Here is a 20,853-nt window from a genome sequence, read left to right as displayed (position 1 = left end):
GCTATCGGGCGACCGTTTCGGATCGAAGGTAGTCGGTAAGTTCAGCAACCGTCCCGTCGACGAGACTGCTCTCGATTCGTCCCTGCCGAAATTCGATATCCCCGCGTTCGATCGTTTCGACGCTCCACGGGACGATACTACTCGGCTTCGGCGTGCCGCCTTCGATCCATTCGTCCTCGGAAATACGAACGAACCCGTCGTGCCACGTTCGAGTCGTTAACGCCAGCACGACGTACTGTTCTCCCTGAAACGGGTGCTGTTCGTTACTGATGATCAACCACGGCCGAGCGTAGTCGTCACCTTTGAACGGGTCCGCTCCGTAGCAGACGTCACAGCGCTCGAAGTCACTCGCCATCATCCGATCCGTCGTTCCGTGTCTCCGCGCCGACTGCATGCGCTCGCCACGCATCCTTGTCCTCTGGCCCGTATCGTTCGTTTAGCCGTTCGGTTGCCCGTCGATATCGGTCGAACGACCGAATCCGTTCTCGGTCGCCGATCGCCCAGTATTCCCCTTTGTGACGGACGAGGTCGCGGTCCTCGAGCCGGCCGAGGACGGTGCTAATCGAGTTCCGGTTGATTTCCGTTCGTTCGGCTATCTCCGTTGCTTTGAACGCTTGATCGTCGTTCGCGATTAGAAATTGCAGAACCTTCTCCGGATTACTTAGCTCCCGGAGTTCGTCTTCAGGTGTCTTCTCGAACGTTTCGATGTCGATCGCCATACGTGTTCTTACCGCCGATCGCCCGTAAGTGTTCCTAGTGTATCTCTGTATGTAGTGTAACGGAGTATCTGCCATCGATCGAGCAGACCGCCACCCCTGAGGACGGTCCGTTCGGGGAGAACGCAACTACTAAGCGGCTGACCCGACTGCTGAGTGATATGCAAGCGGAGCCGCAGGCGTTCGACCGGGTGCTATCCTCGATGTGTACGGAACCCCACCCGGACGCGCGCGATGCGGCCGAACGGTTTCTCGCGACGAACCCCGGCGATCCCGCCACCTACCAGCGGGTCGCGGCCCTCGAGGACGAGGCCGTCGACCTGCTCGGCGAGGTCGCCGGCCTCGAGGATCCCGTCGGCTACGTCGCCAGCGGCGGGACGGAGGCGAACGTCCAGGCGGTCCGGATCGCCCGCGAGCGGGCCGACTCGCCGAGGCCGAACGTCGTCATCTCCGAGTCGGGCCACTTCAGCTTTCAGAAGGCCGCGGACGTGCTCGAGGTCGAGCTCCGACTCGTGCCGACCGACGACGACCACCGGGCGGACCTCGAGGCGGTTCGAGCCTCCGTCGATGCGGACACCGCCATGGTCGTCGGCGTCGCCGGAACCACGGAGTACGGTCGGGTCGATCCGATCCCCGAACTCGGCCGAATCGCCGACTCGGTCGGTGCCCTATTACACGTCGACGCCGCCTGGGGCGGGTTCGTCCTTCCCTTCACGGACCACGAGTGGCACTTCGGCCACGCACCCGTCGACACGATGGCGATCGACCCCCACAAGATGGGCCAGGCCGCGGTTCCCGCCGGAGGACTGCTCGCCCGTTCCGAGTCGCTACTCGACGAACTCGCCGTCGACACGCCGTATCTCGAGTCGACCGCCCAGGCGACGCTGACCGGGACTCGGTCGGGTGCGGGCGTCGCCAGCGCCGTGGCGGCGATGGAGGCGTTGTGGCCCGAGGGGTACCGCGAGCAGTACGTCCGCTCGCAGCACAACGCCGAGTGGCTGGCCGACGCCCTCGAGAAGCGAGGATACGAAGTCGTCGAGCCGACCCTGCCGCTGGTTGCGGCGTCGGTCCCTCGACCGACGTTCGACGCGCTCCGGGCGAAGGGGTGGCGGCTCTCCAGAACCGCGACGGGCGAGCTTCGGGTCGTCTGCATGCCCCACGTCACCCGCGAGATGCTCGCCTCCTTCGTCGGCGACCTGGATCGACTCGAGGTCCGCGCAAGCGTGCCCGTCGCGAGCGACGATTGAGAACGGCTCGAGTTCTACTGCATCGCCTTGACCCAGCCCGGAACCGAGGCCATCCCCTCCTTGTCCTCCCAGCCGTGCTCGCGGAGGTAGCTCTCGAACTCGGTGAACTCGAAGCCGAAGCGCTCCTCGAGTCCCTCGAGATCCGCGCTGTAGCCGACCTCGTTGAACCACTCGCACATGACCGTAAACTCCTCGCCGAAGGAGTCGTAGGCGTCCTCGATCGGGACGTGAACCGGCTCGACGTCCCGGCCCGTCACCTCTGAGAGGGTCTCCGCGGCTTCCGCCAGGCTGAGCTCGTCGCCCGCGAGTTCGATCCGCTCGCCGACGAACGCCTCGGGGTCCGCGAGCGCGACGGCGGCGGCGTGGCCGACGTCGTCGGTGTCGATCATCTGCAGCGAGACGCCCTCCTCGAGGGGTAGCGCGATCTGGCCGTCTTCGACGACGTCCTCGGCGAACGCCTCGAAGTTCTGGAAGAAGAACACGGGGCCGAGAACCGTCATCGGGAGCTCGAGATCCTGTGCGTGCTGATCGATCTCCTGTGCCGAGTCGAAGTGGGGGACGCCGGTGTCCTCCCAGTGGCTGCCGACGCCGCTGAGGACGAACTGCTCGACGCCTTCGTCGGCGGCGACCTCGGCGATATTCTTCCCCTGCTGGACCTGTGCGTCGTACCCCTGGGTCCAGAAGTTTGTGACGGCGAAGACGGCGTCGACCTCGGCGACGTGGGGCGCGAACGACTCCGTCTCGTCCAAATTGCCTTCGACCATCGTTACCCCTCGCTCGGACAGTTCCTGAGCCGTCTCGCTCGAGGCGTCCCGGGTCAGTCCGTAGACGTCGAACTCGGTATCGCTCTCGAGCAGGTGGTCGACGACCGCACCGCCCTGGTTGCCGGTTGCGCCGGTGACGAGAACACTCGTACTCATCTCAGTTCACCCTCCGTTCGTCGGTCGCGATCGGTGCGGCGGACTCGGCTCGAGCGGCGTCGGTTTGTGGTTGCATTACGTTACCTGATTCGTCACGTAACCATATACGCGTTTGGCGACATCGGAGATACCACGTAACACCGGTGTTATCGGCCCGCTGTGCGCTCGAGCCGTCGCTGTTCGGAAGGTCGGTTCGAAAAGAGCGAAACGCAAACCGGGGACGAGTAGCGACTCCCCTCTCGTTACACGCCGTTTTCCTCGCAGATCTCGAGGAAGTTCTCGAAGATTTCCTCGCCTTCCTCGGTGTGGGCTACTTCAGGGTGCCACTGGACGCCGTAGAGGTCCCGGTCGGTGTCGCTCATCGCCTCGACGTCACAGACGTCGCTGTGGGCGGTGAGTTCGAACCCCTCGGGGAGTTCGGTGACCTCGTCGGCGTGGCTCGCCCAGACACGGGTTTCGGGGTGGAGGCTACCGGTGAGCGGATCGTTCTCGTCGACAATGTCGACGGTCACGTCGGCGTAGCCGCCGTACTCGCCGCTGCCGACGGAGCCACCGAGTTCCGTCGCGATCAGTTGCATCCCGAGACAGATGCCGAGGACGGGGACGTCGGACTCGAGGTACTCCGCCGAGCGGCCGATCCGATCCATGTCGGGACCGCCGGAGAGGACGACGCCGTCGGCGTCGACCTCCGCGGGGTCCGTGTCGTTGTCGATCAGTTCCGTCTGGATGCCCAGGTCCCGAAGCGCTCGCTGCTCGAGATGGGTGAACTGTCCGTGATTGTCCACCACGACGATCTTCGTCATTACGACCGTATAGCCAGTGGGCCGGTAAAAGCGGACCGGAACCGCGAGTGCGTCGGTACGTTTATGGACGCCTCCCCGGTTCGTACCCACATGGCAATCGATATGCGCGAATTCGAGCATCCCGCCTGGCTCACTGCGGGAAGCACCGTCGTCGGCTACCTCCTGATTCTCGCCGTGCTGACGGTGGCGCTGTTCGTAGTGCCGTGGCTCGTCTTCGTCGCGCTGTAGAGAGAAAACGACGGGACGAGTCGACCCGACAGTCCGATCAGGCGAACGTCTTCGAGACCTCGTCGGTCTCGTCGGTCTCGGCCTGAACTTTCTCCCAGGCGCCACGGAAGTCCTCCATCCGGATCTCGGTGCGGTCGTCGCGGATGGCGAACATCCCGGCCTCGGTGCAGATCGCCTTGACGTCGGCGCCGGAGGCCTCCTCGGCCTCGGCGGCCAGCTCCGAGAAGTCGACGTCGTCGGCGACGTTCATGCCGCGGGTGTGGATCTCGAAGATGATCTCGCGGCCCTCCTGGTTGGGCTTGGGGACCTCGATGAGCCGATCGAACCGGCCCGGCCGGAGGATCGCGCGATCGAGCATGTCGAAGCGGTTGGTGGCGGCGATGATGCGGATCTCGCCGCGGTCCTCGAAGCCGTCCATCTCGCTCAGAAGCTGCATCATCGTCCGCTGAACCTCGGCGTCACCCGACGTTTTGGACTCCGTGCGCTTGGCGGCGATGGCGTCGATCTCGTCGATGAAGATGACGGCTGGCTCGTGCTCGCGAGCGACCTTGAACAGGTCCCGCACGAGCTTCGCGCCCTCACCGATGAACTTGTGGACCAGCTCGGAGCCGGCCATCTTGATGAAGGTGGCGTCGGTCTGGTTGGCCACTGCCTTGGCGAGCATCGTCTTCCCGGTGCCGGGCGGACCGTACAGCAGGACGCCGCTCGGGGGTTCGATGCCGACGTCGTCGAACATCTCGGGCTTCTCGAGGGGCATCTCGACGGTTTCCCGCACTTCCTGCATCTGCTCCTCGAGGCCGCCGATGTCCTCGTAGCTGACCTCGGGGCTCTCGGTGACTTCCATCACGCGGGCCCGGACGTCGGTCTCGTTCGAGAGGGTCTTGACGATCGACAGCGAGTTGTTGACGGCCACGCGGGCATCGGGCTCGATGTCCTCGCGCATCTCCTCTGTCACTTCGGTCAGCGCCTCCTGGTTGTTCCCGTGTTGTTTGATGATGACGCCTTCGTCCGTCAGTTCCTGGACCGTGGCGACAAACAGGGGAGACTGCTTGAGCTTCTTGTTCTCGTGGGTAAGCCGCTCGAGCTTCTGCTGGTACTTGTTGTTCTCGGCGTTCGCATCGAGGAGCTTGTCGCGCATCTCCTCGTTTTGCGACTCGAGAATCTCTAACCGATCCTCGAGTGCTTGGATTTTCTCCTGTTGGGACGCCTCGTCCTCGTCGTAGGGGAGGTCGACGTCGTCCACAGTGTCGCTCATCACTCGTGAGTTGGGTGTTGGCTCATAAGAGGCTTCGGGTAACTACAGCCCTACAGGAATATTACCATAGAACATAGAATGGAATAGAAAATATTATCAGGCCGTATTCGTAATGGGAGTACAGGATGAGTTCTCTAGAGTCGCCACAGCCCGAACCCACGAACCGGGGGTCGTGGGACGACGTCCGCGAGCTCCCACCGAGTGCGAAACTCGTCGCCAAGGTTCTCGAGTACAACGACACCATGACCCAACAGCAGATCGCCGAGGAGACGCTCCTGCCGGCACGGACGGTTCGGTACGCGCTGAACCGACTCGACGAGGAGAACGTCATCGACTCCCGCTTCTCGTTCTCGGACGCGCGCAAGCGTCTGTACAGCCTCGACATCGAGTCGTAGCGAGACGCTCTCGCCGATTCCATCCACGGGTCGCCGTTCCGTTTTCGTCAGCGCGCTCTACTTTCAGTCCGGTCGCGGAATCCATTTAGGGCCCCGTAATCAACTCCCGGTAGATGACGCGGGTGATACACACGGGCGACACCCACATCGGGTACCAGCAGTACAACTCGCCCGAGCGACGACGGGATTTCCTCGAGGCGTTCCGGAGCGTAGCCGAGGACGCTATCGAGGGCGACGTAGACGCCGTGATCCACGCGGGCGATCTCTTTCACGACCGTCGGCCGAACCTGGTCGATCTTCAGGGAACCGTCGAGATCCTTCGCTCGCTCGAGGACGCCGACGTCCCCTTCCTCGCGGTCGTCGGCAACCACGAAGGGAAACGCGACGCCCAGTGGCTCGATCTCTTCGCCGATCTGGGGCTCGCGACTCGACTCGGTGCCGAGCCGTACGTACTCGGCAACGTCGCGTTCTACGGGCTCGACTTCGTGCCCCGATCCCGACGCGAGGACCTCGAGTACGAGTTCGCACCTCTTCCCGACGAGGCGGCACACGCCGCACTCGTGAGCCACGGGCTGTTCGAGCCGTTCCCCCACGCGGACTGGGACACCGAACGGCTGCTCGCGGAGTCGACCGTCGACTTCGACGCCGTCCTGCTGGGCGACAACCACCACCCCGACACCGCCGAGCTACGGGAGACGTGGGTTACCTACTGCGGCTCCACCGAGCGGGCGAGCGCAAGCGAGCGCGAGGATCGGGGGTACAACCTCGTCGCGTTCGAACCCGGTCAGGAGCCGGCGATCCGCCGTCGCGGCCTCGAGTCGACCCGCGAGTTCGTCTTCGTCGACATCGAACTCGCCGAGGGCGAGGGCGTCGACCGGGTCCAGGAACGAGTCCGTCAGCACGACCTCGATGACGCGGTCGTCATCGTCACGATCGAGGGCGAGGGGAAGCCGATCGCGCCCGCAGCCGTCGAGGAGCTCGCCGTCGACCGCGGCGCGCTCGTCGCTCGCGTGAACGACCGCCGGGAGCTGCCCGACGAGGGCGAGGGCGTCTCGGTCAGCTTCGCCAACCCCGACGACGCGGTCCGCGAGCGGGTCCGCGAACTCGGCCTCAGCGACGCCGCCCTCGAGATCGACCGCACCGTTCGCGACGACGACCTCGCGGACGCGAACGTCCGCGAACAGGTCGAGCGACGCACGCGAGAGCTGCTCGAGGACGACGAGACGGCGTTCGAACCCGCACCCGATCGGAAGCCGAGCGACGAGGACGTGTCGACGGTCGCGGATCAGCTGACGGACGCGGACGACGCGGAAGCGGTCGACGTACAGGCGAACGGCGGGGAAACGACCGACGCGGCGACGGAAGCGGCCGCCGACGAATCCGCGACGGACGACTCGAGCGCGGACTCCGAACCCGACGTCGCCGCGGCGTCCGAGGACACTGCCGACGGCGACGGAACCGAAGCGGACCGACCGTCGGCCGACGAGACCGATGACGCGGAGTCGGGGGACCGGACCGAGCCGAAGCCGAGCTCCGACGGCGAGTACGCCTCGCTGGGTGATTTCGAATGAGAGTCGACCGCGTTCGCCTGCGGAACTTCAAGTGTTACGGCGAGGCCGAGCTCGGCCTCGAGCGCGGTGTAACGATCGTCCACGGCGTCAACGGAAGCGGGAAGTCGACGCTGCTCGAGGCCGTCTTCTTCGCGCTGTACGGCTCGAAGGCGCTGGGTGATCGCACCCTCGACGACGTGATCACGACCGGCGAGGAGGAGTGTGAGGTCGAACTCGAGTTCACTCACGACGGCGAGAGCTACCGCGTCGAGCGCCGACTCAAACTGCGAGGCGACCGCGCGACGACGACCAAGTGCGTCCTCGAGGGTCCGGACGGGACGATCGAGGGGGCGCGGGACGTCCGTCACGAGGTGACCGAGCTGCTGCGGATGGACGCCGAGGCGTTCGTCAACTGCGCGTACGTCCGCCAGGGCGAGGTGAACAAGCTGATCCACGCCTCGCCGGGCGAGCGCCAGGACATGATCGACGACCTCCTGCAGCTGGGCGCGCTCGAGGAGTACCGCGAGCGGGCGAGCGACGCCCGACTCGGCGTCAAGTCGGTGCTCGACGGCCAGCGCGAGGTGCTCGAGGATCTCCGGACGCAGGTGAAGCGCAAGGAAGACCAGGAGCTCCACGACCGGCTGAACGCGCTCGAGTCGAGTCACGCCGACGTCGTCTCGGACATCGAGCGCTTCGAGTCCCAGCGCGAGAACGCGCGGGAGACCCTCGAGACGGCCGCGGACGTCCTCGAGCGCCACGAGGAGACCCGCGAGGAGATCGCCGACCTCGAGGAGGGGATCGAGGAGCTGCGCTCGAAGATCGACGAGACCGAGCGAAAGCGCGAGAACGCCGGCGAGACCCTCCGCGAGCGCAGGAGCGACCGCGAGGAGCTCGCGGACGAACGCGAGTCGCTGCTCGCGGCCACCGAACTCGAAACGGGCGACGCCGACGCGGTCGGGTCCCGAATCGAGGAACTGGAGGCCCGCGACGAGGAGCTCCGGGACGACCTCGAGGACGTCCGCGTCTCGATCACGGAGCGCAACGGCGAGGTCGAGCGGCTGCGCGAGGAGGCCGACGAGCTCGAGTCCCAGGCCGAGCGGGCCCGCGAGGAGGCCGACGAGCTCGACGAGCGGATCGAGGACGACCGCGAGGCCATCACGGACCGCGAGGGGAAAGTCGACGACCTCGAGGACGACATCGAGTCCGCCCGCTCGGCGTTCGACGGCGCACCGATCGAGTTCGGCGAGGCCGACTCCCGCCTCGCGGAGCTCGAAGACGACCGCGAGGAGCTGGTCTCGACGATCAACGACGTCACCGCCGAGGTCCGGTCGATCGAGAACGCGATCGAGGAGGGCGAACGGCTCCGCGAGGAGGGGAAGTGCCCCGAGTGCGGCCAGGACGTCGCGGACTCGCCTCACGTCGACGTCCTCGAGGAGAAACGCGAGACGCTCACGACGCTCGAGAAGCGGCTGTCGGGGCTCGAGGACGACCGCGAGGAGCTCGACGAGCGAATCGAGCGCGCCGAGTCGCTGGTCGAGGCCGAGCGACGCGTCGACCGCCTCGAGGAGAACCGTGAGAACGTCACACAGCTGCTCGAAGAGAAGCGCGAGAGCCTCGAGGACCGACGGGAGCAGCGGGACCGACTCCGCGAGGAGGCCGACGAGCACGAGCGCGAGGCCGAGACGAAACGCGAGCGGGCGAGCGACCTCGAGAGCGAGGTCGCGGACGCGCGGACCGAACTCGGCGAGATCAACGCCGAGCGCGGCGAGATCAAGGAGCGCCTGGAGACGCTTCGTCGAGCGAGCGAGATCGAGACCGAGCGCGCCGAACTCGCGCACGAGATCGAGACGCTACGGGAGCGACGCGCGGACTGGGAGACGATGAACGACGAGCGCCGCGACCAGCTCTCGGCCGACCGCGAACGCAAGCGCGAACTCGAGTCCGAGTTCGACGACGATCGGATCGAGACCGCCCGGACCGAGAAGTCCAACGCCGAGCAGTACCTCGAGAAGGTCGAGGAGAAACTCGAGCAGCTCGAGGCCGACCGCGACGAGCTACAGGGGAAGATCGGCGGCGTCGAGGAGAAGATCGAGGAGCTCGAGCGGCTTCGAGAACGCCTCGAGACCGTCGAGGGGAAACTCGAGCAGCTCGACTCGCTGTACGACGAGGCCGAGACCCTGCAGACGACCTACGGGGAGTTGCGCGCGGAGCTTCGCCAGCGAAACGTCGAGACCCTCGAGCGACTGCTGAACGAGACCTTCGACCTGGTCTACCAGAACGACTCCTACGCCGCGATCGATCTGGACGGGGAGTACCGACTGACCGTCTACCAGAAGGACGGCGAACCGCTCGAGCCCGAACAGCTCTCGGGCGGAGAGCGAGCGCTCTTTAATCTCAGTCTGCGGTGTGCCATCTACCGGCTGCTCGCGGAGGGCGTCGAGGGAACCGCGCCGATGCCGCCGCTCATTCTGGACGAGCCGACGGTCTTCCTCGACTCGGGACACGTCACGCAGCTGGTCTCGCTGGTCGAGTCGATGCGGGATCTGGGCGTCGAACAGATCGTCGTCGTCAGCCACGACGAGGAGCTGATCGGTGCGGCCGACTCGCTGGTCCGCGTCGAGAAGGACGCGACCTCGAACCGATCCCGGCTCGAGCGCGGCCGGCCGACGGAGGCGGCGCTGCTGACCTCGGACTGACGGGTTCGAAAACGGCGAGGAGATTCGGTCAGGAGTCGGAGTCGTTCCCGGACGGACCGTCGTCGGTCGAGCGAGTGGCCGCCGACTCCTCGCCGATATCGGCACCGATCGTCTCGAGTGCGGTCTCGGCGTCGTCGGTGAGTCGATACCCGCGCTCGCCGGCGACGTCGGTTTCGGCGATCAGGTCCGCCGCCGTCAGCACCGTGAGCCGGCCGTGAAGATCGCTCTCGCAGCAGTCGTAGGTATCCATCATCTCGCGAACGCCAAGCGGGCCGCGCTTGCCGAGTTCGACGAGCAGCCCGAGACCGGTCTCGTCGTGGACGGCCGACAGCAGCGTTCTGACGGGTCCCTCGACCGTCCGAGCGGCGGTCTCGAGGACGGACTCCTCTGCGAGGTGCTCGAGGCGGTCGTTCTGGACGTAACACTCGTTTCCGGTTTCGGGATCGCGAACGAGACTCGCGTGCTCGGAACGTTTGAGAAGGACGTATCGCTTCCCGGTGTCGTCTTGGACGGGTTTCATGTGCGGTCGGGGTCGTCGGGTGATCGGTGTTCGGACTCCGGCTCCGAAGTCGTTTCGCCGGGTGTTGGCGGTGCGGTATCCGTGTCGACGTCGTCGTCGTCATCCGCCCCGTCGTCGGCTGTCGGCGGGTTCTCGCGGTTCGTCGCCTGGTAGCCTCGGTAGCGGTAGACGGCGAACCCGGAGAGAACGAGTCCGCCGGCGACGAGAACGAACGCGTTCGTCGAGGGGCCGTCGAAGAGCAGGAACAACACGCCGAGCGAGAACGCGAGCACGGCCGCGTTGACGACGAGGACGATCGACCAGAACGCCTGCAGCAGGTCGCTCGAGACGTCGGTTTCGACCGCCGCCTCCGAGTCGGCTGTCGACTCGAACTCCGAGCGCAGATCCGACCCGAGGTCGGATCCCGCGTCCTCGGTTGACACTTTCGGAATCGTCAGCGAGTCGCTGTCGGGGTCGGTAAACTCCTCCTCGGGGTCCCACTCCTCGGGTTCGTGTTCGGATCGGTCGAACACCACACGGTCGAAGACGGGAAGCGCAAGGAAAAGGATTCGCGTTCACCCGCGGGAGCCTCAGACGAACTCCTCGAGCGTCAGCGTCCTGTTCGTCTCGACCCACGCGAGGGGGTTCTCCGCGTCGTAGAACACGACGCCATCTTCGATCTCGTAGGCCTCGATCGTCGCTGTGCCCTCGGGTTCGCTACTCGGTTCGTCTCGATTCGCCACCTCGTCTTCGTTGGCTCGAATGGACACGTCGGTCACCGTAGCCCTTGCTATGTGTTACCACATTATATGCTTTGTTCTTCCTTCAGTTTTGCGTGGTATCGACGGGAATGGTGGGTTTTTAACCGGCGGCGCCAAACGTCGACACAATGACCGAGGCGGGCCAGACCGGACTCGCGGAGTTTTCCCGCGAGTCTTCCGAACGGCCGGACGAAGAGGCAGCCGCCGTCGCCGGCGACGGGACGGGAGAGAGCACAACCGTGGTCGACGTTCGCGAGGAAACGCTTCCGGAGCCGACGGGGGCACTCGAGCTCGCCGTGATGCAGGTTGACTACACCATCGCCGGCTACGGCGACGACGAGCGCCCGATCATGCACGTCTTCGGCCGAACTTCCGACGGCGACCTCGAGCACGTCCAGGTCGTCGGCTTTCGCCCGTACTTCTACGCGCCAACCGAGAGCCTCGAGCGGCCGCCCGAGGAGGCTTACGACCGTCTCACCGGCAGTCGTGAGGAGGATCGAAACGGAGAGCCCTACGAGAGTATTCGCGGCGAGAAGCTGACGAAGATCTTCGGCCAGACGCCCCGGGACGTCGGACAGGTCCGCGACGAGTTCGAACACTACGAGGCCGACATTCTGTTCCCGAACCGGTTTCTCATCGACAAGGACGTCCGCAGCGGGATCCGCGTCCCCGAGCGACGGGCCGACGACGACTCGCTGGTCGTCCCCCACGAGGAGGTCGAGGCGGTCGACGTCGACGCCGAACCCCGGGTACAGACGTTCGACATCGAGGTCGACGACCGCTCCGGGTTCCCCGAGGACGGCGAGGAGCCGATCATCTGTCTCACGAGCCACGATTCGTACCGCGACGAGTACGTCATGTGGCTCTACGAGGCGCCGATCGGCGACGGGCCGATCCCCGACGCGATCGAGGAGTACGACCCCATCGAGGGACCGCTCGACCACGAGGTGCGGAGTTTCGACGAGGAGGAGGCGATGCTCGAGGCGTTCGTCGACTATATTCGGGAAACGGATCCCGACGTGCTGACGGGGTGGAACTTCGAGGACTTCGACGCGCCGTACCTGCTGGATCGCCTCGAGGTCCTCCAGGGCGGCCACGAGTACGACCTCGAGATCGACCGGCTCTCGCGGATCGACGAGGTCTGGCGCAGCAACTGGGGCGGCCCCGATATCAAGGGTCGGGTCGTCTTCGACCTGCTGTACGGCTACCAGCGGATGGTCTTCTCCGAGCTCGATTCGTACCGACTGGACGCCGTCGGCGAGTCCGAACTCGGCGTCGGCAAGGAACGCTACGCGGGCGACATCGGCGACCTCTGGGAGGGTGATCCCACGCAGCTGCTCGCGTACAACCTTCGGGACGTCGAAATCTGCGTCGAGCTCGACCGCCAGCAGAGCATCATTCCGTTCTGGGACGAGGTGCGCGCGTTCGTCGGCTGCAAGTTAGAGGACGCTCCCACGCCCGGCGATGCGGTCGACATGTACGTCCTCCACCAGGCCCACGGGCAGTTCGCCTTACCATCGAAGGGCCAGCAGGAGGCCGGCGAGGAGTACGAGGGCGGGGCCGTCTTCGACCCGATTACGGGCGTCAAGGAGAACGTTACCGTACTGGACCTGAAGTCGCTGTATCCGATGTGTATGACGACGGTCAACGCCTCGCCGGAGACGCGGGTCGATCCCGACGAGTACGACGGCGAGACCTACACCGCGCCAACCCAACCCGAGCCCATCCACTTTCGCAAGGAGCCCGACGGCGTGATGCGCGAGATGATCACGGAGCTGCTCGCCGAGCGCGAGGAGAAGAAGGGACTCCGGAACGAACACGAACCCGGAACGCCGGCCTACGAGCAGTACGACCGCCAGCAGGGTGCGGTGAAGGTCATCATGAACTGCTTCACGCCAGATACGGAGGTGTTGACTCCCGAGGGCGTCCGAGATATCACCGATCTCGAGGTCAGCGACGAGGTGTACTCGCTCGATCCGAAAACGGAGGAACTGGAAATCAAGCCCGTCGTCGAGACCCATTCCTACCCCGACTATGACGGCGATCTGATCGATATCGAGACGAGCAAGATAGATTTCAGCGTCACGCCGAACCACCGAATGCTCGTCCGCAAGAACGAGACGAACGGGATCACGGAAGACGAATACAGGTTCGTCGAGGCGGGCGATCTCGACCGGGCGACGAACTACGAACTTCCCCACGATTGGGAGGGTCCCGACGGTGACAAACTCGAGAGCGTCGACCTTACGGAGCTGATCGACGGCGAGTACGAGGTGTGGGTTCGGCCGTCCGTACACGGCCACACGTTCACCGCGGAGTTGGGGTGGACGCCCCGCCGCGTGCCGAAAGCCGACGTGGGGGAAGTGGGCTACGTGTTCACTGCCGAGGAGTTCGAACAGCACCGCGAGTATATCGAAGACGTCTGTGAGACGAGCTTCGTTCACCGTGAATCCGGCCGGAAGTGGATTCCGCGGACGTACGACGGGGACGACTTCCTCGATCTCCTCGCGTGGTTCGTCACGGAAGGGAACGTCTACACGTCCGAGGACAAGCAGTTCGGCGAGAACTTCCGTGGCTCTGCGACGACCGTCAAGCTCGCGCAGGACGATCGTCCCGTCGCTGATGGGGGTGAAAATCACCACACGACGATCGGTGACCTCCTTGACGGGATGGGATTCGACTCGTACGTCGACGATCGGTCGTATACGATCACGTCGAAGCTTCTCGGCGATCTCGTGACCGAACGCTGTGGCGACGGGAGTTTCGAGAAACGAATTCCCGACCTCGTCTTCGAGTGTAGCCGTCGACAGAAGCGACGGTTTCTGGAGGTTCTCATCGACGGGGACGGCGATCGACAGGTGAACTCCTGGCGATACTCTACCTCGAGCGACGAGCTTCGCGACGACGTTCTTCGGCTCTGTGCACACCTCGGCCTGACCGCCAACTACAGCCGAGACAGCGGGACGTGGCGGATCTACGTGACGGAAGCGTCGAAGAACACGCTTCGGATGCATCGAAGCTCGTCCCGGAGCACGGCCGAGAACGGCGTCTACTGTGTTACCGTCGAGGACAATCACACGCTGCTCGCAGGACGAAACGGAAAGTTCCAGTTCGTCGGCCAATCGCTGTACGGCGTCTCCGGATGGGAACAGTTCCGTCTGTACGACAAGGAAGCGGCCTCCGCGATCACTGCCACTGGGCGAGAAGTCATCGAGTTCACCGAGACGGCCGCGAACGAGATCGACTACCAGGTCACCTACGGCGACACCGACAGCGTCATGCTCGAGCTCGGACCCGGCGTCTCGAAGGAGGAGGCCCTCGAGCAGTCCTTCGACATCGAGGAGCACATCAACGACCGTTACGACGACTTCGCGCGCGACGAACTCAACGCGGAGTTCCACCGCTTCCAGATCGAGTTCGAGAAGCTCTACCGGCGCTTCTTCCAGGCGGGCAAGAAGAAACGCTACGCCGGCCACATCACCTGGAAGGAGGGCAAGGACGTCGACGACATCGACATCGTCGGCTTCGAGTACCAGCGCTCGGACATCGCGCCGATCACCAAGGAGGTCCAACACCGGGTGATCGAGATGATCGTCAGGGACGGCGACGTCGAGGGCGCCAAGGAGTACGTCCAGGGAGTCATCGAGGACGTCCGCGCGGGCGAGGTGAGCCTCGAGGAGATCTCCATCCCGGGCGGGATCGGCAAGCGTCTGGACAACTACGACACGGATACGGCCCAGGTTCGGGGCGCGAAGTACGCAAACCGGGTGCTCGGAACGAACTTCCAGCGCGGAAGCAAGCCGAAACGGCTCTACCTCGAGCGCGTCGATCCCGCCTTCTTCGAGCGACTCGAGGACGAGGAAGGGCTCGACGCGCGCCGGGATCCCGTCTACGGTGCGTTCAAGCGCGATCCCGACGTTATCTGCTTCGAGTACGACGATCAGATTCCCGAGGAGTTCGCGGTCGACTACGACACGATGCTCGAGAAGACCCTGAAGGGACCGATCTCGCGGATCCTCGAGGCGCTGGACGTCTCCTGGGAGGAGATAAAGTCGGGTCAGGAGCAGACCGGGCTCGACCAGTACTGGTAGGGGCCGCTCGAGGGAACTGAGTAATTCGTCCGCCTGGGGCAGATTAGGCGGCTGTGCCGACCGAATGACTCGGAGTCACTGCCAGTAGGGGTTTCGGATACTCCGGCGGTGATTCCCGCTCAATAAAATATTCTTGGTTATTCGAAACCGTATCCAACCGCATACGAAACCGTTATCAGGCAGACGACCCACGGTTCACACGACAGACTACTATGGCACGCCTCGAACTACGCAACCTGCACGCGGAAGTGGCGGACGGTGACGAGAAGATCCTCGAGGGCGTCAACCTCGAGGTCGAGTCGGGCGAGATCCACGCCCTGATGGGACCGAACGGCTCCGGGAAGTCGACCTGTGCAAAGGTCATCGCCGGCCACCCGGCCTACGACGTCACCGAAGGTGAGGTCCTGCTCCACCTCGAGGACGACGAGTTCGGCGAGGACATCGAGATCGACGAGGACCAGCGCACCTGGAACCTGCTCGAACTCGAACCCAACGAGCGCGCGGCGCTCGGCGTCTTCCTCGGCTTCCAGTACCCCGCCGAGATCGAGGGCGTCACGATGGTCAACTTCCTGCGCACGGCGCTCAACGCCAAGATCGAGGAGCGCGAGGAGCTCTTCGAGGGCGAAGACGGCGACGAGGAGGAAGAGGAGGAGGCCGGCTTCGAGACGTCCCCGATGGAAGGAAACGTCGACGAGGGCGAGGTCGGCGTCGCCGAGTTCCAGGAGATCCTCCAGGAGAAGATGGAGCAGCTGGACATGGACGAGCGGTTCGCCCAGCGATACCTCAACGCCGGCTTCTCCGGCGGGGAGAAGAAACAGAACGAGGTCCTTCAGGCAGCCATCCTCGAGCCGTCGGTCGCCGTCCTCGACGAGATCGACTCGGGGCTCGACATCGACCGCCTCCAGGACGTCTCGAACGGGATCAACGCCCTGCGCGACGAGCAGGGCACCGGGATCCTTCAGATCACCCACTACCAGCGCATCCTCGACTACGTCGAGCCCGATCACGTCCACGTGATGCTCGACGGTCAGATCGCCAAGAGCGGCGACGCTTCCCTCGCCGAGGAGCTCGAGGACAAGGGGTACGACTGGGTCCGCGAAGAGGTCTACGGCACGGCGTAACCGAATTCGACTAGAACAACCGTAATAACGCTGCAGCCGTAAACACGAATACATACCAATCATGAGTTCCGAACAAGACCACCTCAAAGAAACCGACACCGAGGCGCGCTTCGAGTTCAAGAAGGAGCAGAACGCCGCCGTCAAGTCCGACAAGGGCCTGACCGAAGAGGTCATCCGCATGATCTCCGAGGACAAGGACGAACCCGACTGGATGCTCGAGCGGCGTCTGCGCGCGCTCAAGCAGTACCAGAACATGCCGATGCCGACCGACTGGCCCGGTCAGCCCGATCTGACCGAGCTGGACATCGAGGAGATCGTTCCCTACATCCGCCCGGACGTCGACAAGCGCGAAGGCGTCGACGACTGGACCGAGCTCCCCGACGAGATCAAGGACACCTTCGACAAGCTGGGCATCCCGGAAGCCGAGAAGAACGCCCTCTCGGGCGTCGGCGCTCAGTACGAGTCTGAGGTCGTCTACCAGAACATGCAAGAGCAGTGGGAGGAGAAGGGCGTCGTCTTCATGAACATGGACAAGGCGGTTCAGGAGCACCCTGAGCTCGTCAAGGAGCACTTCATGACGACCTGCGTCCCCCCGAGCGACAACAAGTTCGCCGCACTCCACGGCGCCGTCTGGTCGGGCGGCTCGTTCGTCTACGTCCCCGAGGACGTCACCGTCGAGATGCCCGTGCAGGCGTACTTCCGCATGAACTCCGAGGGGATGGGCCAGTTCGAGCACACGCTCATCATCGCCGAGGAGGGTTCGGAGGTCCACTACATCGAGGGCTGTTCCGCACCGAAGTACGGCACCCACAACCTCCACAGCGGAGGCGTCGAGGTGTTCGTCGGCGAGGACGCCCACGTCCAGTACTCGACGGTCCAGAACTGGTCGAAGAACACGTTCAACCTCAACACCAAGCGCGCGATCTGTGAGGAGAACGGAACGATGGAGTGGGTCTCGGGCTCGATGGGCTCGAAGGCCACCATGCTCTATCCGTGTACGATTCTCAAGGGTCGCGGCGCGACGGACACCCACATCACCATCGCCTTCGCGGGCGAGGACCAGGACATCGACACCGGCGCGAAGGTCTACCACAACGCGCCCGACACGAGCTCGACCATCGAGTCGAAGTCGATCTCGAAGGACGGCGGCCGCACCAACTATCGCGGCCTCGTCCACATTGCCGACGGCGCCGAGAACTCGAGCACCGCGGTCGAGTGTGACGCGCTGATGTTCGACAACGAGTCGACCAGCGACACGATGCCGTACATGGAGATCGAGGAGTCGAAGGTCGACGTCGCCCACGAGGCGACCGTCGGCAAGATCGGCGACGAGGACATCTTCTACCTCCAGAGCCGCGGCCTGGACGACGACGACGCCAAGAAGATGATCGTCGCCGGCTTCATCGAGCCGATCACGGAGGAACTGCCCATCGAGTACGCGGTCGAACTCAACCGCCTCATCGAACTCGAGATGGAGGGGAGCCTCGGATAATATGAGCGCAGGAACGCAGGTACACGCCAATCTGACGGAGGAACAGGTACGCGAGATTTCCGACGGGCTGGACGAGCCCGACTGGCTGCTCGAGACCCGTCTCGAGGCGCTCGAAGCCCTCGAGGAGCTCGATATGCCCGACGTCATCCGGACGCCGGGTCGAGACTGGACGAACCTCCACGAGCTCGATTTCGAGTCGCTCGTCGACCCGCTGAACGCGGCGGAGAACAAGGACCAGGTCGGTCCCGACGAAGCCGAGGTTCTGCCCTGGAGCGACGCCGTTGCCGAACACGAGGAGCTCCTGAAGGAGCACTTCGGCTCGATCGTCGACCCCCAGGAGAACTACCTGACGGCCCTGTCCACGGCGCTGTTCAGCACCGGGACCGTGGTCTACGTCCCCGAGGGCGTTGACGCCGAGGACGTGACGATCCGAACCGAGCAGAACTCCAGCTCGCTGTTCAACTACACGCTCGTCGTCACCGAGGAGTCTTCCTCGGTCACGATCATGGAGCGTCAGTCGACCGGCGAGGAGGCCGAAGAGCAGTACTACAGCGGAATCGTCGAGGTCGTCGCCGGCGAGAACAGCAACGTTCAGTACGGCAGTCTCCAGAACCTCTCGGAGGAGGCCTACAACTTCGCGCTCAAGCGCGGCGACGCCGACACCTACGCGACGATCAACTGGATCGAGGTCAACTTCGGCACGCAGCTGACCAAGTCCGGCGTCTCCACGGAGCTCAACGGCGACTCCTCGGAGACCCAGATCGTCGGTGCCTTCTACGGCCACAACGACCAGCACTTCGACCTCGACGCGAAGGTCTGGCACCGCGCCGAGCACACGACGGCAGACCTCGTCACCCGCGGCGTCACCGACGACATCGCTCGCTCGGTGTACGAGGGTGTCCAGGACGTCGGTCGCGACGCGTGGGACACCAGCTCCTACCAGCGCGAGAACACGCTGATGCTCAGTGACGAAAGCGAGGCCGACGCCTCGCCGAAGCTGATCATCAACAACCACGACACCGAGGCCAGCCACTCCGCGACGGTCGGCCAGATCGATCAGGAGGATCTGCTGTATATGACCTCCCGAGGTATCTCGCCCCGAGCCGCACGCAACATGCTCGTCGAAGGGTTCTTCGTGCCCGTCCTCGACGAGATCGCGGTCGACGAACTCCGTGAGGACCTCGAGGACCTCGTCGCGGCGCGTCTCCGGAAGCGCGACTGACGAGGATCGAAGCGGTTCGGACACTCCGTTTTCGTCCGTCTGACGAGCTTTTTTGTATCGAAGCCCGGTACCGATCGGTAATGCCGGGGCTGTCGGTCGCGTTCGACGCCGAAACGCTCGAGCAACTCGAGACGGAGCGACGGCTGCTCGGGTTCGAGAGTCGAGACGCCTACGTCCGGTGGATCGTCGATCGACGGGACGCGCCCGAGGACGCTCGACCTCGAGCGGACGGGCTCGGGATCGAGTCCGAGGACCGGGCTTCGACCACGACGGACGCGGACGACACGAGTGGGTCGACCGAAACCCCCGGATTCGACGACGCTCCGGGATCGCTGACTCCGGAGCGTGTCATCAGAGTTTCCGAGGACGACGTCGGCGCGGATGCGACCGTCCTCGAGACGGTCCGGGTCGATCGCCTCGACGAATTCTCGCGGCGGGCGATCGCCGAGACGCGCAGTCGGCTGGACCGGGACGTCGAGACGGGCCTCGAGTACCGATCGACGACCCCGATCGGGCGGGAGACGCTCCGGCCCGGTTCCGATCTCGTCGATCTCGACGCGCTGTCGGTTCCGGGTCGATCCGCGGATCGACGCGAGCGGCGACGGACCGTCGCCGGACGCGCGATCGCCTTCCTTCGCGACGAGGGGCAGACGAAGAAGGCGGCGGTCGTCGCGGAGCTGTACGACTCTCATCCAGCCGGCTACGAAACCGCAGACGGCTGGTGGGCGTTTCTCAAAGACGTCTTCGAGCAGGTCGACGCGGTCGAGGGCGGTGCCGGCAGCCGCGTCTGGCGGTACGTCGGCAGCACTCAGAGGCGGGATGCCTGAAGTTAAGTAGCACGCTCACCGACGGTACGTGTATGAGTCTGGGACAGCGCGTCTCGAGCGACCACCAGCTCGCCCGACTCCTCCAGATCGGGGTCGTCCTGGAGGAGGTGGTCGAGTCACGCGCGGCCCACCACCTCGAGTCGCTGCCGGCCGACGAGCGCGAGGCGATCGACGACGAGGTACGGGCGCTGCTCGCCGAGGCCGCCGAGGAATCGGCCGAGCACCGCGAGCGACTCGAGACACTGGTCGACGACCTCGACGCCGAGACGGTCGCCTACGAGGAGATCAACGCTCTGGTCGACGCACAGTACGGTCCTCCCGAGGACACCGACGGCGTGCTCTACGATCAGCTCTGTAACGAGGAGACCGCTTACAAGTTCTACGACGACCTGATCGAGGCGATCGAAGCGTCCGACGCGGCGTTCGCCATCGACCGCGATCGGCTCCTCGAGACGCTGTACGACATCCGCGAGGAGGAACGAGAGGGCGTCGAAGAAGTTACCGAGATTATGGAGCGCAGAGCATGATCGGCGCCCCGACCGAGCGACGACCGACGGATCGCAGCCGGACCGACACCGACGGAGGGACGCGATGAACACCGCAGACCAGTATCTCAAGGCGATCTACCTCGCACAGCGCATCGACGACGGCCCGGCCTCGACCGGCACGCTCGCCGACCTGCTCGAGGTTAGCCCGGCCAGCGTCAACGAGATGATCGGCAAGCTCGAGGAGCGCGGCCTGGTCGAACACGAGAAGTACAAGGGGGCGAGCCTGACCGACGAGGGACTCGAGCGCGCCCACGACGCTCTCCAGACCTACTGCATCATCGAGCGGTTCCTCGCGAACGTCCTCGAGGTCGAGGAGTTCCGGGAGGAAGCCCACGCGCTCGAAGCGGTGATCGACGACACCGTCGCCGACCGGCTCGACACGATCATCGACCGCCCCGAGGAGTGTCCGGACTGTTTCGACCCCGAGGCGGACTGTTGCAAGTACCTCGAGGCCTCCACCCGGGCGGATTAGCGGCCGAAAC

General features: G+C 64.7%; 20 protein-coding genes. 12 read left to right on the top strand and 8 right to left on the bottom strand.

Going from position 1 to position 20,853, the window contains the following annotated elements; all coding sequences use genetic code 11:
- Position 1: 1 nt before the first annotated feature.
- Together QA609_RS01215 and QA609_RS01210 are read right to left on the bottom strand one after the other, a co-directional pair.
- On the bottom strand, positions 2-355 hold the full coding sequence (locus QA609_RS01215) for a type II toxin-antitoxin system PemK/MazF family toxin (protein WP_278300753.1): 354 nt from the start codon (positions 353-355) through the stop codon (positions 2-4).
- Positions 345-719: a helix-turn-helix domain-containing protein gene (locus QA609_RS01210; protein ID WP_278300887.1), complete on the bottom strand. Its 375-nt coding sequence runs from the start codon at positions 717-719 to the stop codon at positions 345-347. Before QA609_RS01210 ends, QA609_RS01215 begins: the two co-directional genes overlap by 11 nt.
- Before the next feature lie 146 nt (positions 720-865).
- On the opposite strand from QA609_RS01210, the gene mfnA reads away from it, so the two are divergent.
- A complete protein-coding gene (mfnA, locus tag QA609_RS01205; RefSeq protein WP_278300886.1) occupies positions 866-1,963 on the top strand; it encodes a tyrosine decarboxylase MfnA in 1,098 nt (365 codons plus the stop codon).
- Between the two features lie 14 nt (positions 1,964-1,977).
- Here mfnA and QA609_RS01200 read toward each other — a convergent pair whose 3' ends face one another.
- Together QA609_RS01200 and QA609_RS01195 are read right to left on the bottom strand one after the other, a co-directional pair.
- Positions 1,978-2,883, bottom strand: a complete 906-nt coding sequence (locus QA609_RS01200; RefSeq protein WP_278300752.1) for an NmrA/HSCARG family protein — start codon at positions 2,881-2,883, stop codon at positions 1,978-1,980.
- Between the two features lie 242 nt (positions 2,884-3,125).
- Positions 3,126-3,686, bottom strand: a complete 561-nt coding sequence (locus QA609_RS01195) for a GMP synthase subunit A (RefSeq protein ID WP_278300751.1) — start codon at positions 3,684-3,686, stop codon at positions 3,126-3,128.
- 90 nt (positions 3,687-3,776) lie between these two features.
- Here QA609_RS01195 and QA609_RS01190 point away from each other — a divergent pair, with 90 nt between their 5' ends.
- Entirely contained in the window at positions 3,777-3,914 is a 138-nt protein-coding gene (locus QA609_RS01190; RefSeq protein WP_278300750.1) for a hypothetical protein, read from the top strand.
- Positions 3,915-3,951: 37 nt separating this feature from the next.
- On the opposite strand, the gene QA609_RS01185 is transcribed toward QA609_RS01190, so the two are convergent.
- The gene (locus QA609_RS01185; protein WP_005553679.1) at positions 3,952-5,169 is read right to left on the bottom strand and encodes a proteasome-activating nucleotidase; all 1,218 of its coding nucleotides are present in this window, start codon (positions 5,167-5,169) and stop codon (positions 3,952-3,954) included.
- Positions 5,170-5,294: 125 nt separating this feature from the next.
- Here QA609_RS01185 and QA609_RS01180 point away from each other — a divergent pair, with 125 nt between their 5' ends.
- From QA609_RS01180 to rad50, 3 genes are all read left to right on the top strand, one after another.
- Entirely contained in the window at positions 5,295-5,564 is a 270-nt protein-coding gene (locus QA609_RS01180) for a helix-turn-helix domain-containing protein (protein WP_278300749.1), read from the top strand.
- Between the two features lie 113 nt (positions 5,565-5,677).
- On the top strand, positions 5,678-7,135 hold the full coding sequence (gene mre11, locus QA609_RS01175) for a DNA double-strand break repair protein Mre11 (protein ID WP_278300748.1): 1,458 nt from the start codon (positions 5,678-5,680) through the stop codon (positions 7,133-7,135).
- Complete coding sequence (gene rad50 / locus QA609_RS01170; protein WP_278300747.1) at positions 7,132-9,810, top strand: DNA double-strand break repair ATPase Rad50; 2,679 nt, start codon at positions 7,132-7,134, stop codon at positions 9,808-9,810. Before mre11 ends, rad50 begins: the two co-directional genes overlap by 4 nt.
- Before the next feature lie 28 nt (positions 9,811-9,838).
- Here rad50 and QA609_RS01165 read toward each other — a convergent pair whose 3' ends face one another.
- The 3 genes from QA609_RS01165 to QA609_RS01155 are packed head-to-tail and all read right to left on the bottom strand — an operon-like array spanning position 9,839 to position 11,088.
- Positions 9,839-10,330, bottom strand: a complete 492-nt coding sequence (locus tag QA609_RS01165; RefSeq protein ID WP_278300746.1) for a hypothetical protein — start codon at positions 10,328-10,330, stop codon at positions 9,839-9,841.
- Entirely contained in the window at positions 10,327-10,845 is a 519-nt protein-coding gene (locus QA609_RS01160; protein ID WP_278300745.1) for a hypothetical protein, read from the bottom strand. The genes QA609_RS01165 and QA609_RS01160 overlap by 4 nt, the downstream gene beginning before the upstream one ends.
- A 54-nt stretch (positions 10,846-10,899) precedes the next feature.
- A complete protein-coding gene (locus tag QA609_RS01155; RefSeq protein ID WP_278300744.1) occupies positions 10,900-11,088 on the bottom strand; it encodes a hypothetical protein in 189 nt (62 codons plus the stop codon).
- Positions 11,089-11,198: 110 nt separating this feature from the next.
- On the opposite strand from QA609_RS01155, the gene QA609_RS01150 reads away from it, so the two are divergent.
- From QA609_RS01150 to QA609_RS01120, 7 genes are all read left to right on the top strand, one after another.
- Positions 11,199-15,161 carry a DNA polymerase domain-containing protein gene (locus QA609_RS01150; protein ID WP_278300743.1) on the top strand — a complete coding sequence of 1,321 codons (3,963 nt, stop codon included), beginning with the start codon at positions 11,199-11,201 and terminating at the stop codon, positions 15,159-15,161.
- A 212-nt stretch (positions 15,162-15,373) separates the two neighbouring features.
- On the top strand, positions 15,374-16,282 hold the full coding sequence (gene sufC / locus QA609_RS01145; protein ID WP_278300742.1) for a Fe-S cluster assembly ATPase SufC: 909 nt from the start codon (positions 15,374-15,376) through the stop codon (positions 16,280-16,282).
- Between the two features lie 61 nt (positions 16,283-16,343).
- The gene (gene sufB, locus QA609_RS01140) at positions 16,344-17,774 is read left to right on the top strand and encodes a Fe-S cluster assembly protein SufB (RefSeq protein ID WP_278300741.1); all 1,431 of its coding nucleotides are present in this window, start codon (positions 16,344-16,346) and stop codon (positions 17,772-17,774) included.
- A 1-nt stretch (position 17,775) separates the two neighbouring features.
- Positions 17,776-18,996, top strand: a complete 1,221-nt coding sequence (gene sufD / locus QA609_RS01135; RefSeq protein WP_278300740.1) for a Fe-S cluster assembly protein SufD — start codon at positions 17,776-17,778, stop codon at positions 18,994-18,996.
- Positions 18,997-19,076: 80 nt separating this feature from the next.
- Positions 19,077-19,823: a hypothetical protein gene (locus QA609_RS01130; RefSeq protein ID WP_278300739.1), complete on the top strand. Its 747-nt coding sequence runs from the start codon at positions 19,077-19,079 to the stop codon at positions 19,821-19,823.
- Between the two features lie 32 nt (positions 19,824-19,855).
- Positions 19,856-20,350, top strand: a complete 495-nt coding sequence (locus QA609_RS01125) for a ferritin-like domain-containing protein (RefSeq protein WP_278300738.1) — start codon at positions 19,856-19,858, stop codon at positions 20,348-20,350.
- A 64-nt stretch (positions 20,351-20,414) separates the two neighbouring features.
- A complete protein-coding gene (locus QA609_RS01120) occupies positions 20,415-20,843 on the top strand; it encodes a metal-dependent transcriptional regulator (RefSeq protein ID WP_278300737.1) in 429 nt (142 codons plus the stop codon).
- The last annotated feature ends 10 nt before the right edge of the window (positions 20,844-20,853 follow it).

Origin of the sequence: Natronococcus sp. A-GB7 (genome assembly GCF_029688865.1) — an archaeon.
GTDB lineage: Archaea > Halobacteriota > Halobacteria > Halobacteriales > Natrialbaceae > Natronococcus.
This window is presented reverse-complemented; position numbering and strand designations above follow the sequence as displayed.

Bases quoted from the DNA above. Each gene is read 5' to 3' on its own strand.
- QA609_RS01215 (WP_278300753.1), bottom strand. From the start codon at position 355: ATGGCGAGTGACTTCGAGCGCTGTGACGTCTGCTACGGAGCGGACCCG.
- QA609_RS01210 (WP_278300887.1), bottom strand. From the start codon at position 719: ATGGCGATCGACATCGAAACGTTCGAGAAGACACCTGAAGACGAACTC.
- QA609_RS01200 (WP_278300752.1), bottom strand. From the start codon at position 2,883: ATGAGTACGAGTGTTCTCGTCACCGGCGCAACCGGCAACCAGGGCGGT.
- QA609_RS01195 (WP_278300751.1), bottom strand. From the start codon at position 3,686: ATGACGAAGATCGTCGTGGTGGACAATCACGGACAGTTCACCCATCTC.
- QA609_RS01190 (WP_278300750.1), top strand. From the start codon at position 3,777: ATGGCAATCGATATGCGCGAATTCGAGCATCCCGCCTGGCTCACTGCG.
- QA609_RS01185 (WP_005553679.1), bottom strand. From the start codon at position 5,169: ATGAGCGACACTGTGGACGACGTCGACCTCCCCTACGACGAGGACGAG.
- QA609_RS01180 (WP_278300749.1), top strand. From the start codon at position 5,295: ATGAGTTCTCTAGAGTCGCCACAGCCCGAACCCACGAACCGGGGGTCG.
- mre11 (WP_278300748.1), top strand. From the start codon at position 5,678: ATGACGCGGGTGATACACACGGGCGACACCCACATCGGGTACCAGCAG.
- rad50 (WP_278300747.1), top strand. From the start codon at position 7,132: ATGAGAGTCGACCGCGTTCGCCTGCGGAACTTCAAGTGTTACGGCGAG.
- QA609_RS01165 (WP_278300746.1), bottom strand. From the start codon at position 10,330: ATGAAACCCGTCCAAGACGACACCGGGAAGCGATACGTCCTTCTCAAA.
- QA609_RS01150 (WP_278300743.1), top strand. From the start codon at position 11,199: ATGACCGAGGCGGGCCAGACCGGACTCGCGGAGTTTTCCCGCGAGTCT.
- sufC (WP_278300742.1), top strand. From the start codon at position 15,374: ATGGCACGCCTCGAACTACGCAACCTGCACGCGGAAGTGGCGGACGGT.
- sufB (WP_278300741.1), top strand. From the start codon at position 16,344: ATGAGTTCCGAACAAGACCACCTCAAAGAAACCGACACCGAGGCGCGC.
- sufD (WP_278300740.1), top strand. From the start codon at position 17,776: ATGAGCGCAGGAACGCAGGTACACGCCAATCTGACGGAGGAACAGGTA.
- QA609_RS01130 (WP_278300739.1), top strand. From the start codon at position 19,077: ATGCCGGGGCTGTCGGTCGCGTTCGACGCCGAAACGCTCGAGCAACTC.
- QA609_RS01125 (WP_278300738.1), top strand. From the start codon at position 19,856: ATGAGTCTGGGACAGCGCGTCTCGAGCGACCACCAGCTCGCCCGACTC.
- QA609_RS01120 (WP_278300737.1), top strand. From the start codon at position 20,415: ATGAACACCGCAGACCAGTATCTCAAGGCGATCTACCTCGCACAGCGC.